Raw genomic sequence first — 14,201 nt, forward strand, 5'->3', positions numbered from 1 at the left:
AATCCAAGATTTTGGTTCTCTGCTTTTCTATCAAAGTGGGAGATAACGGCTGCTACGTCCCTGGATAATTCATCTAAACTCAGTGGGAATACAAACTCCCACTGAGTTTAGATGAATTGATAAAGTCTCTAAATCTATAGACCATTTCCAGCTGTTTCTCTGTGTGTTTTACAGTTTTCTCCAATAAAGTTATAAATGCAGATTTGTTACATTTATCTATATTATTATAATAATCCCGTGCCAATTTCCAATACTTTTGTGGAAAGCTAATATATGATAAAATATATCTATAATCGTCTATAGATAAAGGAGTAATATTTTCATATTCGTATAGACAATTTACTAAAAGCTTTAAGTCCCAATTTGTACTTTCACGTTTTAAAAATCTTCTAAGAAAATAAGATATATCATGAGCACAATAGTCAATTTTACATTTATCAAAATCTATTATCCAGACCTTATTATCTTTATCGAATATTATATTTTTATTTACAAAATCTAAATGACAAAGAGATTTTCTCATATTATTGGAATTTATATGTGAAGCTACATCATTAGATATTTTAGCTAAATTAATGCATACATGAAAATTCTTGACGAATATACCGGAAAAAATATCTTGGTATTCAAAAGCCAAATTTGAATAACTGATTAATTGATGAAAATGTCTATTCATGGATGAATACATGTCTTCATATCCAAGTCGCATGTTACTTCCTGTCATGGGAAAAAAGTTTTCTGTGGCCTTGTGCATTTCGGCTAAGGTTTTGGCAGATTCAATTATATGAGTAGTATTATCGTAGTCACACTTTTCACCTTCAATCCAAGGAGTTAGTATAAAGATCATATCATTATAGATAACAAATCTGCCACCAGATTTTGTGGGGAGTATTCTTGGAACATTTAATTGAAATCTGTAAAGCCATTCAATACTGGAGTATACAAAGAGAAGTTCTTCTTTGGTATAGTAAACTTTTTTTAAACAATAGGCCTTAGAATTAGATTCTACTTTATATACAGCTCTTTGTTTATCGGTGTCCTTAAACTTTATTTGACAAATAGAAGCATCTTGTAGATTATACTTGCTTAATATGAATTTTCTCAATTTATCTTCAGATAATAAAATATATTTTACAGCCGGCTGAGGCATAGTTAACACTCCTTACATAAGAGATATTTAAAATTAAGTGGACATTATGCTAGTCTAATCTTTAAGCTGATCTTTTGATAACTAAACTATCTTCAGAATAAGCTTGATTTTGCAGAGTATAGCTGTGACATATTTTTGATTTAATATTTTTTTATGTAGCTGACTTTACATTATAATCATATTAATAAAATTTTTATAATATACGTTTAAATGAAAGGTTATTAATAAAATAATGAATATCTAATACATTATTTTAAAACAATATAAATAAAAAAAGGAGTTTTAGCAATTATTATAGAATAAGATATTAGGATAGGTGATCAAGATGAGTATAAGAGAGATAATTGAGGAAAAAGAAAAAAAATCAATGAATATTTGCGGTACTATCTCTGTAAGGACAATAGGAAGAGAAATAGAAGAAGAACCTGATGAAATAAGAACTTCCTTTATGGTAGATAGAGATAGAATAGTTCACAGCAAATCTTTTAGAAGATTAAAACACAAAACTCAGGTCTTTATAAAAACCTTTGGTGACCATTATAGAACAAGACTTACTCATACGGTTGAAGTATCACAAATTGCCAGAACTATAGGAAAAGGTATAGGGTTAAATGAAGATCTTATAGAAGCCATTTCCTTAGGACATGACATAGGCCATGTGGCTTTTGCACATAATGGAGAAGAGATTCTAAATGAACTTTTACCAACTGGGTTTAGTCATAATATTAATAGCATAAGAGTACTTACTAAGATTGAAAATCAAGGTAAGGGCTTAAACCTTACTAAAGAGGTATTGGATGGAATACTTAATCACAGTGGATTCTCCAACAAAAATAAAAGGGCATTTACTTTGGAAGGTCAGGTAGTTAAATATAGTGACAAAATTGCCTATGTAAATCACGATATAGATGATTCTATAAGGGCGGGAATTTTACAGGAAGAGGAATTACCAAAAGATTATATAGAAATCTTAGGAACTAATTGTAGTGACAGAATAGATACTTTAGTTAAAGATTGTATATATAATACTCTTAAAAATATTGAAGAGGGCAAAATAGAAGTAAGTTTAAGTAAAGATATAGAAGCAGCACTTTTAGGTCTTAGAAGTTTTATGTTTAAGAATGTGTATAGTGGCAGTAAACTCAAGGTTGAAAGAGATAAAGCTAAGTTTATTCTTGAACAGGTATTTTTTTATTTTCTAAAGAATGAAAAAGAGCTTCCACAATTTTATAGAGATATAGTTAAGAGAGAAGGACTTTATCAAGGGGTTGCTGATTACATATCTGGAATGAGCGATGATTATTGCTTACTAACCTTTAATGAAAAATATGTACCCAAATTAGTAGTTTATTAAAATAATTAGAATAATTTATCAATTAATTTGGGTAAAATAGTTCATGAATAATAAAATAAACAATAAAATAAACAAATTTTTAAAAAGAAGAAGGAATTTAAAAGTTTTTGTCGAAATACTAGATAGTTGGTGTTAGGCATCTAAAAAAATAGGAAGGCAAAGGTGTTGGTATATTCTGTATCAGACCATAATGCAGATTCCCATGATAATGGTGCATAGGAATTTAAAGAAGTATATGATGCAAAATAAACTAGCATACTGACTGATTAGTTTTTTGAGGTGTCTTAGAATAATTAGTTAGGTGGGAGTGTGCTGGTGATACCTGAAGATGTTATAGAAAAAATCAAATATGAAAATGATATTGTAGATGTAATATCTGATACGGTTAAGCTTAAAAGAAGTGGTAGAAACTATATGGGACTTTGTCCTTTTCATAGCGAAAAGTCACCTTCATTTAGTGTGTCTGTAGATAAACAAATATATAAATGCTTTGGCTGTGGTGAAGCAGGAAATGTAATTACCTTTGTCATGAAAACAAGAAATTTGTCATTTATAGAAGCAGTAAAAATACTTGCGGAAAGAATTCATATAGATTTAGATTATTTTGAAAAGGGTAATAGCAAGAAAAAGAATGAAAATGATAGACTTTTTAAAATTAATGTAGATGCTGCAAGATTTTTTTTCTCTAATTTAAATTCAAATAAAATGGCGAAAAATTATTTCATAGGCAGGGGTATATTGGAGAGCACCATAAGAAGCTTTGGCTTGGGATATGCACTAAATGATTGGCATGGAATAATGAATTTTCTAAAGAAAAAAGGTTATTCTGACTTAGACTTATTAAATGCTGGCTTAATAATAAAAAATGAAAAAGGTAATAAGTATGACAGATTTAGAAATAGGGTTATATTTCCGGTGTTTGATTATAAAGGAAGAGTTATTGGCTTTGGGGGAAGGGTTTTAGATGATTCAAAACCAAAATATTTAAATTCGCCAGAAACTGCTTTGTTTAAAAAGGGAATAAATCTATATGGATTAAATTTTGCACTGAAAAGAGATAATAAAAGAACATTTATAATAGTTGAAGGCTATATGGATTGCATAACTCTTCATCAATATGGAATTACTAATACAGTGGCATCACTTGGTACCGCACTTACAGTAAGCCAAGCAAAACTTCTAAAAAGATATGCTGATAATATAATAATATCCTATGATGCAGATACAGCAGGGCAAACAGCTACTCTAAGAGGATTGAAAATATTAAGAGATGTAGGACTCGTTGTAAAAGTGTTGAAGGTACCAGAAGGAAAGGATCCAGATGAATTTATAAGAAATAATGGTAAAGAAGCTTTTGAAGTGCTTATAAATAATGCTATGCCGCTTATAGATTATAGAATTAAAAGAGCAGGAGATAATGTTAACTTTAAAAATAATGAGGAAATACCTGCATATATAAAGCAAATAGCTGATATTTTAATTGATCTTGATCCCATCGAAAAGGATGTTTATATTAAAAAAGTTTCAGAAAATACAGGTATAAAAGAGCAAGCAATTTATGACCTTTTAAGTGATGAAATGCATAAAAACACTAATGGTTTACAAAACGTGAATAATATGGATAATTATGGACAAAAATTATATTTAGAGCCTGCTTATATTAAAGCAGAAAGACTTTTATTAAAACTTATGTATTGTAATAGAGAAGCATATGATTATATAGTGGGAAAATTATTTTCTGATGACTTGAACTTAGAAAGTCATAAAAAAATATTCAATTTAATAATTGAAAATAGATCCTTGGAGGAAGAACATAGAAAAAGGGCAATAGAAATGAAATGTGATGATCCAGAAAGTTCCTCTGAATGGATAAATATTTGCGAAGAAAAATTTAATAATAGCAACTGTAATATGGAAGAACTTATTGATGATTATATAATTAATGTGAAAAAATTTAAATTAGAGGAGTCAAAAAAGAAAATAATGAAAGAAATAAAATATTATGAAACTAAAGGAATGGTTGAGAAATCTTTGGAGAAAGTAAAAGAGTTAAATATAATTCAAGAAGAAATAAATAACTTGCTATAAACACGAAAGGAGGATATTTCCATGAAAGAAAAGAAACAAAGTGAAGTAGAAGTTAAGGGTGTAGAGCAAGAGGCAAATTTAAAAACTCAAAGTGAAAAAATGCAATTTGTAAAAAAACTTGTAGATAAAGGTAAGAAAAAAGGTAATTTAACTTATAAGGAAATAATGGATGAACTGGAGAATATAGATTTAAGTCCAGAGCAAATTGAGAAGGTATATGAAGTTTTAGAGACAATGGGTATTGATATTATTGGAGATATTCAAGATATAGAAGTTGAAGAAGAAGAATTAGATTTATCAGTTCCAGAAGGAATAGCTATAGATGATCCTGTTAGAATGTATCTCAAGGAAATTGGCAAAGTACCACTATTATCTCCTGATGAGGAAATTAATCTTGCACAGAGAATAGAAGAAGGAGATCAGGTAGCAAAGAAAAAATTAGCTGAAGCTAATTTAAGACTTGTGGTAAGTATAGCAAAAAGATATGTAGGCAGAGGAATGCAATTTTTGGATTTAATACAAGAGGGAAATCTTGGGCTTATAAAAGCTGTAGAAAAATTTGACTACAGAAAAGGATACAAATTTAGTACTTATGCTACTTGGTGGATTAGGCAGGCTATTACAAGAGCTATAGCAGATCAAGCAAGAACTATAAGAATACCAGTACACATGGTAGAGACAATCAATAAATTAATAAGAGTTTCAAGACAGCTTCTTCAAGAACTTGGTAGAGAACCTCAGGCAGAAGAAATTGCCAAGATTATGGAAATGCCCGTGGATAAAGTAAGAGAAATTATGAAAATAGCTCAAGAGCCAGTTTCTCTTGAAACTCCTATAGGTGAAGAAGAAGATAGCCATCTTGGTGATTTTATTCCGGATGATGAAGCACCAGCACCAGCAGAAGCAGCTGCCTTCACTATGCTTAAGGAGCAACTTATAAATGTACTTGACACACTAACTCCCCGTGAGGAAAAGGTACTTAGACTTAGATTTGGGCTGGATGATGGAAGAGCTAGAACTCTTGAAGAAGTTGGAAAAGAGTTTAATGTTACAAGAGAGAGAATAAGACAGATAGAAGCAAAGGCACTTAGAAAATTAAGGCATCCAAGCAGAAGTAAAAAGTTAAAAGATTATTTAGATTGATAATCTGCGAAAAACTGCAATCAGGTAAAGGGGGTTGCAGTTTTTTCAGTGAGTTTTAATAATATTTCTTTTATGCTATAATAATTTTGGAGAAGGTGATAGGATGGAATATTTTAAACCCTTGGATAGAAGAAAAGGCATGGAATTTATAATTTTTATAACCTTATTATTTGATATTCTCATTGGCTTAGGTTCTATATATTTAAATGATTATGTGCTTAATATTTTTTTAAGAGCCTTTTTAATTGTTTTTAATATATATCAATTTTACCATGTGGCACTGTTTGTTACTCTTAATTATGCTGTAGATGATGAGGCTTTTTATATAATAACTTTTGGGGGAATGAAAAAAACTATTCTGCCCTTCAAGGAAATGGAGAAATACAGTAAATCCAGTGGGAGTATTGAGGCAGTAAAATTAAGTGGATATGGCAAAAAAAATTTCGTTATAGGAAAATGTTTTTTTAAAAAGCTAGGATTTGTAAACATGTATGTGACTTCCAGTAAAAATATATTTTTTTTAAAGAATAATCAAGGGGTGTACGGAGTTTCCCCTGAAAGCTTTAAAAGTTTTGAAAATAGATTAATATCTGAGAATATTTCTATAGGGGATTGGTATGCAAAATCAAATAAACCTGTGAATCTGTACAGGGATAAGCATTTCATGATACCGCTTCTTGCGTCAATAATTATAATTGTATTTTTTACATTACGTCCAGCCATACTTTATTATAAAAATTTGCTTCCCTCGTCTATGCCATTAAGCTTTAATATAAAATTTCAGCCAACTATTATTGGTACAAGCAGAGACTTTTTATTCAGACAAATGAGTTATGGAGCATTTAATACAGCCATATTATTGTGCATGTATTTTGCTGCACATTTTAGTGCAAAGCATCATAGAGAATCCTCCTATAAATATTTATATGTTTCTCTTGCTATAGCTTTAATTTTTTTATTAATTCAGCAAAGAATAATATCAAGGGTTATTTAATAATTGATGTTAAAGTAAATAATAAGGCATATGAAAATAAATAATAAGTCAAAGATGCGACGTATATTTTGAATCATACAAGGAAACAGGTTCCGAAGATAGTGAGCTATCTGAGGGTTCTGCTGAGGTCGTAGGATTCAAAATAGGCTAGCATACTGACTTAGTTATTTTTTGAATATGCCTAAGCTAATGAAGTATTGTATATGGGAGTGTAGAGATGGACATAAGTAATAGATTGAAAAGTATTGCAAATATGGTTGGAAAATGTGAATGCGTTGCAGATATAGGTACAGATCATGCTTATTTACCTATATATTTGGTGGAACAGGGGATTTGTAATAGAGCCATTGCCTCTGATATAAATAAGGGGCCTGTAGAAAAGGCAAAACGCAATATTTATTTTGCACATAGATCAGATCAGATACAATGTAGGTTGGGAGCCGGACTTACTACGATTTTACCACAAGAGGTAAATTGTGCTATTATAGCAGGGATGGGTGGAAATTTAATAAGAGATATATTAGAAGATAGTATTGAGGTTTTTAAAAATTTAGATTATGTAATTTTGCAGCCTGTTCAGAATGTAGATGTACTTAGAAAATATATCCTGGAAAATGGCTATAATATAATTGACGAGGAACTTTGTGTTGATGAGAATAAATACTATGAGATTATAAAAATCGCTTATGACAATAAATTTGAAAAGTTTGATGATATATATTGTGAAATAAGTAAAAAACTATTAGAAAAAAAACATCCACTTTTAAAAAAATATATCTTTTTTAAAATCAGAAAGTATGATAAAATATTAAATGATATAAATTATACTAGTAAACTTGCAATAAGTAGAAAATGTGAATTAGAAGGAAAGATTATAAAACTTAAGGAGTTGTTGAAATGCCTTTAAGAGTTAAAGATATCTGTTCCATTATGGAGAAAGTTGCACCTAAAAAATTAAGCGAAAATTATGACAATGTTGGACTTATGGTCGGAAATTTCGAGAAAAATATAAGTTCCATTTTAGTTGCACTGGATTGTACTTTAACTGTTATTGAGGAAGCTAAGAGGAAAAAATGTAATTTTATACTTACACATCACCCTCTACTCTTCAAAAGACCTAATTCAATAACTACGGGGACTCTCCTTGGAGAAAAGATTATAAAATTAATTAAAAATGATATAGATTTATATTCCACCCATACTAATTTAGACTCTGTAAAGGGTGGACTAAACGACATATTAGTAGAAATTTTAGGGTTTTCTAATGCAGAAGTAATAGAACTATCAACAATTGAAGGCTTCAATGATGGAAATTCTGGAATTGGAAGAATTGTAGTTTTAGATAAAAAAATTAAACTTTCTGAGTTATGCGAATTGGTAAAGGAGAAGCTGGAACTTACTCATTTAGCATATATTGGTGAGGAAGAAAGCCCTATTGAAAAAATAGCATTGATTAATGGCAGTGGAACTGCTTATATGGATATAAGCAGAGAATTAGGTGCAGATTGTATAATTACAGGAGATGTGACTTATCATTATGCTAGTGATTATGCTGAAATGGGTATAGCTGTTATTGATGCAGGACATTTTGGAACAGAATGGCCTGCATTAAAGAAAGTAGCCTCTGTTCTTGAAAATGGAATTAATAAATTAGGATATAATAATTCTGTAGTATTATCAGAAGTTACAAGAAATCCATACAAAACGAAGTAGGAATAGCTTAATGCTATTTCTGCTTCATTTTGTTTTATATAGATAAAATATATAGATGCTTAATATTTGTTATTTCTAACACTATTTATAGTGAGTGTAAAATAATCTTACTTATTATAGAATCAGGGAGGAATGATTACTATGGGTAATTCAAAATTATTACTTGAGCTTCAAAGGTGTTATCAGGATATTGAAGAGAGCAGAAAGGTCTTAAATGATGGATCATATCTTTATCTATTAAAAAAGATGAAAAAAGAATTTGAGAATATGAAGAATAAATATAATGGAAAACGCAAAGCTCTTGAAGATTTAAAAGTTGAATACACTTCTATAGGTAAGGACTTAAGAAGTTTAAAAAATAAAATAGATAAAAATGAACATGATTTATATAATAATGCTGATAATGATGTAAAAGCTATAAATGCACTTCAAAGCAATATTGAAATTAACAAGGAGAAATTAAAAACTTTAGAGGATAAAGCTATAGAGCTTTTAGAAGTAGAAGAAAAATTAAAGTTAGATATAGAGTCACTTAAAATGGATTTAATAAATGTTAAAAATAATTTTTATAATTATAAAAAAGTCACTAGCGAAAAAATAAATGATGCAAAAGATAAGTTACAGGAATCAGAGAATAGAGTAGAGGAATTGAAGAAAATAATTCCAGAAAATGAGTTAAAAGTATTTTATTCTATGATTGATAAGAGAAAAGTTGCAGTAGTAAAGTTAAAAAATGAAATTTGTGAAGGCTGTAAAATGCGAGTTTCATCAGTTACTTTGGATAATATATATAAAGGAAAAGAAATAGTGTACTGTGATAACTGTGGAAGGATTTTAATATATGATGATGGAAAAAAGTTGAAAGAAGCTAAATGAAATTCAAAAAAGCATTGATTTTCTCATTGTAATATGATATTATATTATCTGCGAGTAAGCCAGACAATCGCTGCTGCTTTTGCAGGAGAGGAAAGTCCGAGCTCCATAGGGCAAGGGTGCCAGGTAACTCCTGGTGGAGGCGACTCTAAGGAAAGTGCAACAGAGATATACCGCTAAAGGTAGCTTTTAGCTATACTAGTAAGGGTGGAAAGGCGAGGTAAGAGCTCACCAGCACATTGGCAACTATGTGGCTATGTAAACCCCATCTGGAGCAAGATCGAATAGAAAGACTTTATGGAACGGCCCGTTCCGTCTTTGGGTGTATCGCTTGAGCCTATATGGTAACAATAGGCCTAGATAGATGATTGTCTAACACAGAACTCGGCTTACAGGCGTGCTCGTCCATTGAAAACACCAGGTTTTATACCTGGTGTTTTTTTAGTATAACTTATTTAGAGTCTTCTATGAGAATTACATTAAATTCTACATGATACAATTGGATGGGGAAAATTTTCTCTTACAGAATTTATATGTTCTTTAGAAAAATTTAAAGACCTAGGCTCAGTAAAACCTAGGTCTTTTGAAAAGTGATTTTTCATGAAGACTACATTTAACATTATTACCATATAACTATTGTTTATTCACTTATAATAAAATATATATATTTTTTAGGATGCTGCTAATATTGTGGTTGTTATTTTTTCTTAAATGTTTTATAATATTTATAAAACACATAGGAAAGGTTGGATATATTATGGCCGATAAAAATGAAATTAGCTTTATTACAAAATGTGTCCATGTTGGTAATGATATAGATAAAGAAACTGGAGCAATAAGAAGGCCACTTACTATGGCAAATAGCTATAGACTTCCAGAAGATGCATCAACTCTTAATTGGAGTGATCCAAATAATTTAGTTTATACTAGAAATACTTCTGCCAATCAGATATATCTTCAACAGAGATTAGCAGCTTTAGAGGGTGGAGAGGATTGTGTTGTGCTAGCTAGCGGCGTTGCTGCACTTTCTGCTGTATTTTTTACATTTTTAAATAGGGAGTCTCATGTAATTTGTTCTAATGTTTCATACATAGCAGTATATAGGTTATTAAATGAATATTTACCTGATAAATATGGTATAGAAACTACTCTTGTGAATAGTTCAAATATAGATGAGATAAAAAAGGCAATAAGACCAAATACTAAACTTATACATATAGAGACTCCGGGAAATCCTACTACTAGAATAAGTGATATTGAAGAGATATCAAAGATTGCGAAAAAGGCAGGAGCTTTACTTTCAGTAGACAGTACCTTTGCATCACCATTTTTACAGCATCCACTTGAGCTTGGAGCAGATCTTGTGGTTCACAGTTTGACAAAGTATATAAATGGACATGGAGATGCTATGGGTGGAGGTATAATTGGTAAGAAAGAACTCATAGATAAGATTAAACGTGAGGCTATGGTAAACGTAGGAGGTGCCATAAGTCCTTTTAATGCATGGCTAATAATGCGTGGTGTTGTAACACTTCCTTTACGTATGAAACAACATAGTGAAAGTGCACTTAAAATTGCAGAGTTTTTGGAGAGTTATCCAGCAGTAAAATTTGTTGCTTACCCTGGGCTTAAAAGTCATCCACAACATGAAATTGCAAAGAAACAGATGAGTATGTTTTCTGGAGTTATATCTTTTGGTCTAAAGGCAGATGTGGAAACCCATAATAAATTTGTAAATTCTTTGGAAATTGTTATTTCTGCGGTATCCATTGGGCATGATGAAAGTTTAATTGTCTACACTGGACCTGATGATGAAAGAAATCACTTTTATCCAGAGGAATTTAAAGAGGGACATCTTAGATTTAGTGTGGGCCTTGAAGATCCAGAGGATATTATAAATGATTTAAGGCAAGCCTTTGAGAAATGTGGATTGTAAAATTCAATTATAACTAAACTTTTATGATTATAACAAAGCACTACGGAATCTTTACGAATTTCCATGGTGCTTTTATTATCAATTAAATTTTAAATGTAATTTCTAAGATTTATGGTAGTTATTAGACAGCTTTATTTCTAAGAGCTTGTATTTTTTTCTTGTATGGAATTCTATTGTTAATTAAAACAATACTTAAAATTATAATTATTAATCCAATAACATTTTGAATAGTAATTTTTTCTCTTAAAAAGAGGGCAGCCCATATAATGCCAAATGCAGGAACTAAAAAAGTTACACTTAAGGTTTTTACTGCACCAACCTGCTTAATTAGATAAAAGTATATTAAATAAGCAATAGATGTACAAAGTATACCTAATAAAATAACAGAAATAATTGCTTTAGAACTAGGTACTTGCTTAGGCAGAGTTAAAATGCTAAAAGGTAACAATATTATTGTAGCAGCTAATTGCTGGCCGAGAGCTAAATTTAGGGGAGGTACATTTTTGGAAACTTTTAAGGAAGAATATACCCCTACAAATCCATAGGAAAATGCAGCTAATATAGACAAAAGAGCATATATCCATATATTTTTAACATGTGTACTTGTTAATCCAACAAGAACTATAACTCCTAAAAAACCTAAAATTAGACCAAGTACCTTTTTTATATTTAAATGTTCTTTGCTCCAAATTACTGAAACAATAGCCGTAAAGGTTGGTGTAGTTGCATTCAAGATTGCGGCTAATGATGCAGTTATATGTAATTCAGCAGTGCATATAAGGGCAAAGGGCAGTGCTGCATTTAACAGACCTAAAATAAAATATTCTTTCCACATTTTTAAAAATGATATCTTATCTTTATTTAAGAAGCAGACAATTATCAAGGTGATGGCAGATATTAGAACCCTTAAATTTGTTGTAAAGATTGCTCCCATTTCCGGGGAACTGATTTTCATAAATAGAAAAGAGAAGCCCCATAAGGCTGATAATAAAATTATTGCTAAAAAGTATTTAGTTTTCATTGAAAAATGCCTCCTTATTTTATCTATTACAATTATAATAGATATCTTTTTCAAAATCCTCTTTAATACTAATTTTTTATTAAAAATAATATATAAATTGTTTTTTAAATTATACATATAATCAATAATGACATATATTTTTTTTATTCATGCAAATATATTAAAGAAAACGATTATCAATATTGCATTAGAATCTTTCATAAAGCTAAGCATATAATGCTGCACAGCAGATATTAATTAGGGTGTACGGTATTATCATTTATTCAATACAAAATTAATTTATAACAGTATAAAATAAAAATTAGGTTGACTTTTGAAATGTTAAATGTTAAAATTCTTCACGTAATGTTAAAACATCCGTATAATCTTGACAATATGGGTCAAGAGTTTCTACCAAGGTACCTTAAATCTTTGACTATGGATGAATCTAAGTTAATATTTTAAATTTTCTTCACAGGAAAATTTAAAATAAGATTCGTTAATGGATGTAATTATATATTCATGACGGGTTTTTTTGCTTTATTCTATATTTATTTTTAAGGAGGAATGACTTTTGACAAACGGGGAAGAAACTCAAAACAAATCATTTTTGGAATCATATTTTAAATTGTCAGAGAACAAGACAAATCCAAGAACAGAGATTGTAGCAGGTATTACTACATTTATTACTATGGCTTATATTATATTTGTAAACCCAAGTATACTTAAGCTTACTGGAATGGATGCAAATGCAGTCTTTGTTGCAACTTGCATAGCGGCAGCTGTGGGAACTATTATAATGGCATTGTATGCTAATTTGCCTTTTGCACAGGCTCCAGGCATGGGACTTAATGCATTCTTTACTTACACTGTATGCCTTACGCTGCATTATACATGGCAGCAGGCATTAGCAGCAGTCTTTATTTCAGGTGTATTATTTATAATAATTACCTTAACTTCTATAAGAGAAAAGATAGTAGATGCACTGCCTCAAACTTTAAAATTTGCTATCTCAGGTGGAATTGGTCTTTTTATTGCACTTATTGGACTTAAAAATGGTGGTATTATAGTTGCCAATGAAGCTACATTGGTAGGCTTTGGTAAACTTATTGAGCCAAGTGCCACCCTTACACTAATAGGTATTGTCATTACAGCAATACTTATGGCAAAAAAGGTTAAGGGTTCAATCTTAATAGGTATATTAGTTACAACAATTATTGGTATACCTCTTAAAATAACTCATCCGGTACCAATTAGCCAGCTTGTGGGTCTTCCTCCAAGTATAGCACCTACATTTTTAAAAATGGATTTTGGTGGACTTCTTGGACTAGGTAAAGCAGGTGTTGTAGGAGCAATAGTCAGTGTATTAATGGTAGTTATAACAATTTGCTTGGTTGACTTATTTGATACTCTTGGAACTTTAGTTGGAACAGCACAAAAGGCAAATATGGTTGATGAAAATGGAAGAGTTAAAAATATGCCAAAGGCGCTTATATGTGATGCAGTAGCTACAACAGTAGGTTCAGTATTTGGTACTAGTACTGTAGTAACTTATGTAGAATCTACCTCGGGCGTGGCAGAAGGTGGACGTACAGGGCTTACATCATTAGTAGTAGGAGTATTATTCTTGTTTGCTTTATTTTTCTCAGGTCTTGTAGGTATGGTTCCGGCACAGGCAACGGCTCCAGCACTTGTTATTGTAGGAGTTTTGATGCTGGGTTCAATTACAAAAATTAATTTTGAGGATTTTACTGAAGCATTTCCTGCATTCCTTACTATAGTAATTATGCCTTTTACTTATAGTATTGCTAACGGAATAGCAGCAGGCATAATATCTTATCCAATAGTAAAATTAGTTACTGGAAAGGGTAAGAAAGTACACCCATTGATTTATATATTAGCTGTAATATTCATAATAAGATTCTTAATATTACCAGAATAGAATTTCAT

Annotated in this window: 11 protein-coding genes, 1 other RNA gene and 1 riboswitch; of the genes, 10 read left to right on the forward strand and 2 right to left on the reverse strand. The window is 30.5% G+C overall.

Features of this window, described 5'->3' with window-relative positions:
• Positions 1-79: 79 nt before the first annotated feature.
• Positions 80-1,150, reverse strand: a complete 1,071-nt coding sequence (locus tag ABF633_RS03915; RefSeq protein ID WP_415522222.1) for a CotS family spore coat protein — start codon at positions 1,148-1,150, stop codon at positions 80-82.
• Between the two features lie 325 nt (positions 1,151-1,475).
• Here ABF633_RS03915 and ABF633_RS03920 point away from each other — a divergent pair, with 325 nt between their 5' ends.
• From ABF633_RS03920 to ABF633_RS03960, 9 genes are all read left to right on the forward strand, one after another.
• Positions 1,476-2,504, forward strand: a complete 1,029-nt coding sequence (locus ABF633_RS03920; RefSeq protein ID WP_415522224.1) for a deoxyguanosinetriphosphate triphosphohydrolase — start codon at positions 1,476-1,478, stop codon at positions 2,502-2,504.
• A gap of 315 nt (positions 2,505-2,819) precedes the next feature.
• Positions 2,820-4,592 carry a DNA primase gene (gene dnaG, locus ABF633_RS03925; RefSeq protein WP_415522394.1) on the forward strand — a complete coding sequence of 591 codons (1,773 nt, stop codon included), beginning with the start codon at positions 2,820-2,822 and terminating at the stop codon, positions 4,590-4,592.
• Positions 4,593-4,613: 21 nt separating this feature from the next.
• Positions 4,614-5,735 (forward strand): RNA polymerase sigma factor RpoD, encoded by a 1,122-nt coding sequence (gene rpoD / locus ABF633_RS03930; RefSeq protein ID WP_415522226.1) that lies wholly within the window; start codon positions 4,614-4,616, stop codon positions 5,733-5,735.
• Between the two features lie 103 nt (positions 5,736-5,838).
• Entirely contained in the window at positions 5,839-6,729 is an 891-nt protein-coding gene (locus ABF633_RS03935; protein WP_415522228.1) for a PH domain-containing protein, read from the forward strand.
• 217 nt (positions 6,730-6,946) lie between these two features.
• Positions 6,947-7,636, forward strand: coding sequence for a tRNA (adenine(22)-N(1))-methyltransferase (locus tag ABF633_RS03940; RefSeq protein WP_415522230.1), 690 nt, complete (start codon positions 6,947-6,949; stop codon positions 7,634-7,636).
• Complete coding sequence (locus tag ABF633_RS03945; RefSeq protein ID WP_415522232.1) at positions 7,627-8,442, forward strand: Nif3-like dinuclear metal center hexameric protein; 816 nt, start codon at positions 7,627-7,629, stop codon at positions 8,440-8,442. Before ABF633_RS03940 ends, ABF633_RS03945 begins: the two co-directional genes overlap by 10 nt.
• 141 nt (positions 8,443-8,583) lie before the next feature.
• Positions 8,584-9,318, forward strand: a complete 735-nt coding sequence (locus ABF633_RS03950) for a zinc ribbon domain-containing protein (RefSeq protein WP_415522233.1) — start codon at positions 8,584-8,586, stop codon at positions 9,316-9,318.
• A 51-nt stretch (positions 9,319-9,369) separates the two neighbouring features.
• Positions 9,370-9,723, forward strand: an RNA gene (gene rnpB, locus ABF633_RS03955) — RNase P RNA component class A.
• Positions 9,724-10,072: 349 nt separating this feature from the next.
• Positions 10,073-11,251, forward strand: a complete 1,179-nt coding sequence (locus ABF633_RS03960) for a trans-sulfuration enzyme family protein (RefSeq protein ID WP_415522235.1) — start codon at positions 10,073-10,075, stop codon at positions 11,249-11,251.
• Positions 11,252-11,372: 121 nt separating this feature from the next.
• Here ABF633_RS03960 and ABF633_RS03965 read toward each other — a convergent pair whose 3' ends face one another.
• A complete protein-coding gene (locus ABF633_RS03965; protein ID WP_415522237.1) occupies positions 11,373-12,272 on the reverse strand; it encodes a DMT family transporter in 900 nt (299 codons plus the stop codon).
• A gap of 337 nt (positions 12,273-12,609) precedes the next feature.
• Positions 12,610-12,710, forward strand: a riboswitch (purine riboswitch).
• Between the two features lie 115 nt (positions 12,711-12,825).
• Here ABF633_RS03965 and ABF633_RS03970 point away from each other — a divergent pair.
• Complete coding sequence (locus ABF633_RS03970; RefSeq protein WP_415522239.1) at positions 12,826-14,193, forward strand: NCS2 family permease; 1,368 nt, start codon at positions 12,826-12,828, stop codon at positions 14,191-14,193.
• The last annotated feature ends 8 nt before the right edge of the window (positions 14,194-14,201 follow it).

This window comes from Clostridium sp. (assembly GCF_047718555.1).
Lineage (GTDB): Bacteria > Bacillota > Clostridia > Clostridiales > Clostridiaceae > Clostridium_I.

Coding starts and splice junctions, on each gene's coding strand:
- ABF633_RS03915 (WP_415522222.1), bottom strand. CDS start 1,150: ATGCCTCAGCCGGCTGTAAAATATATTTTATTATCTGAAGATAAATTG.
- ABF633_RS03920 (WP_415522224.1), top strand. CDS start 1,476: ATGAGTATAAGAGAGATAATTGAGGAAAAAGAAAAAAAATCAATGAAT.
- rpoD (WP_415522226.1), top strand. CDS start 4,614: ATGAAAGAAAAGAAACAAAGTGAAGTAGAAGTTAAGGGTGTAGAGCAA.
- ABF633_RS03935 (WP_415522228.1), top strand. CDS start 5,839: ATGGAATATTTTAAACCCTTGGATAGAAGAAAAGGCATGGAATTTATA.
- ABF633_RS03940 (WP_415522230.1), top strand. CDS start 6,947: ATGGACATAAGTAATAGATTGAAAAGTATTGCAAATATGGTTGGAAAA.
- ABF633_RS03945 (WP_415522232.1), top strand. CDS start 7,627: ATGCCTTTAAGAGTTAAAGATATCTGTTCCATTATGGAGAAAGTTGCA.
- ABF633_RS03950 (WP_415522233.1), top strand. CDS start 8,584: ATGGGTAATTCAAAATTATTACTTGAGCTTCAAAGGTGTTATCAGGAT.
- ABF633_RS03960 (WP_415522235.1), top strand. CDS start 10,073: ATGGCCGATAAAAATGAAATTAGCTTTATTACAAAATGTGTCCATGTT.
- ABF633_RS03965 (WP_415522237.1), bottom strand. CDS start 12,272: ATGAAAACTAAATACTTTTTAGCAATAATTTTATTATCAGCCTTATGG.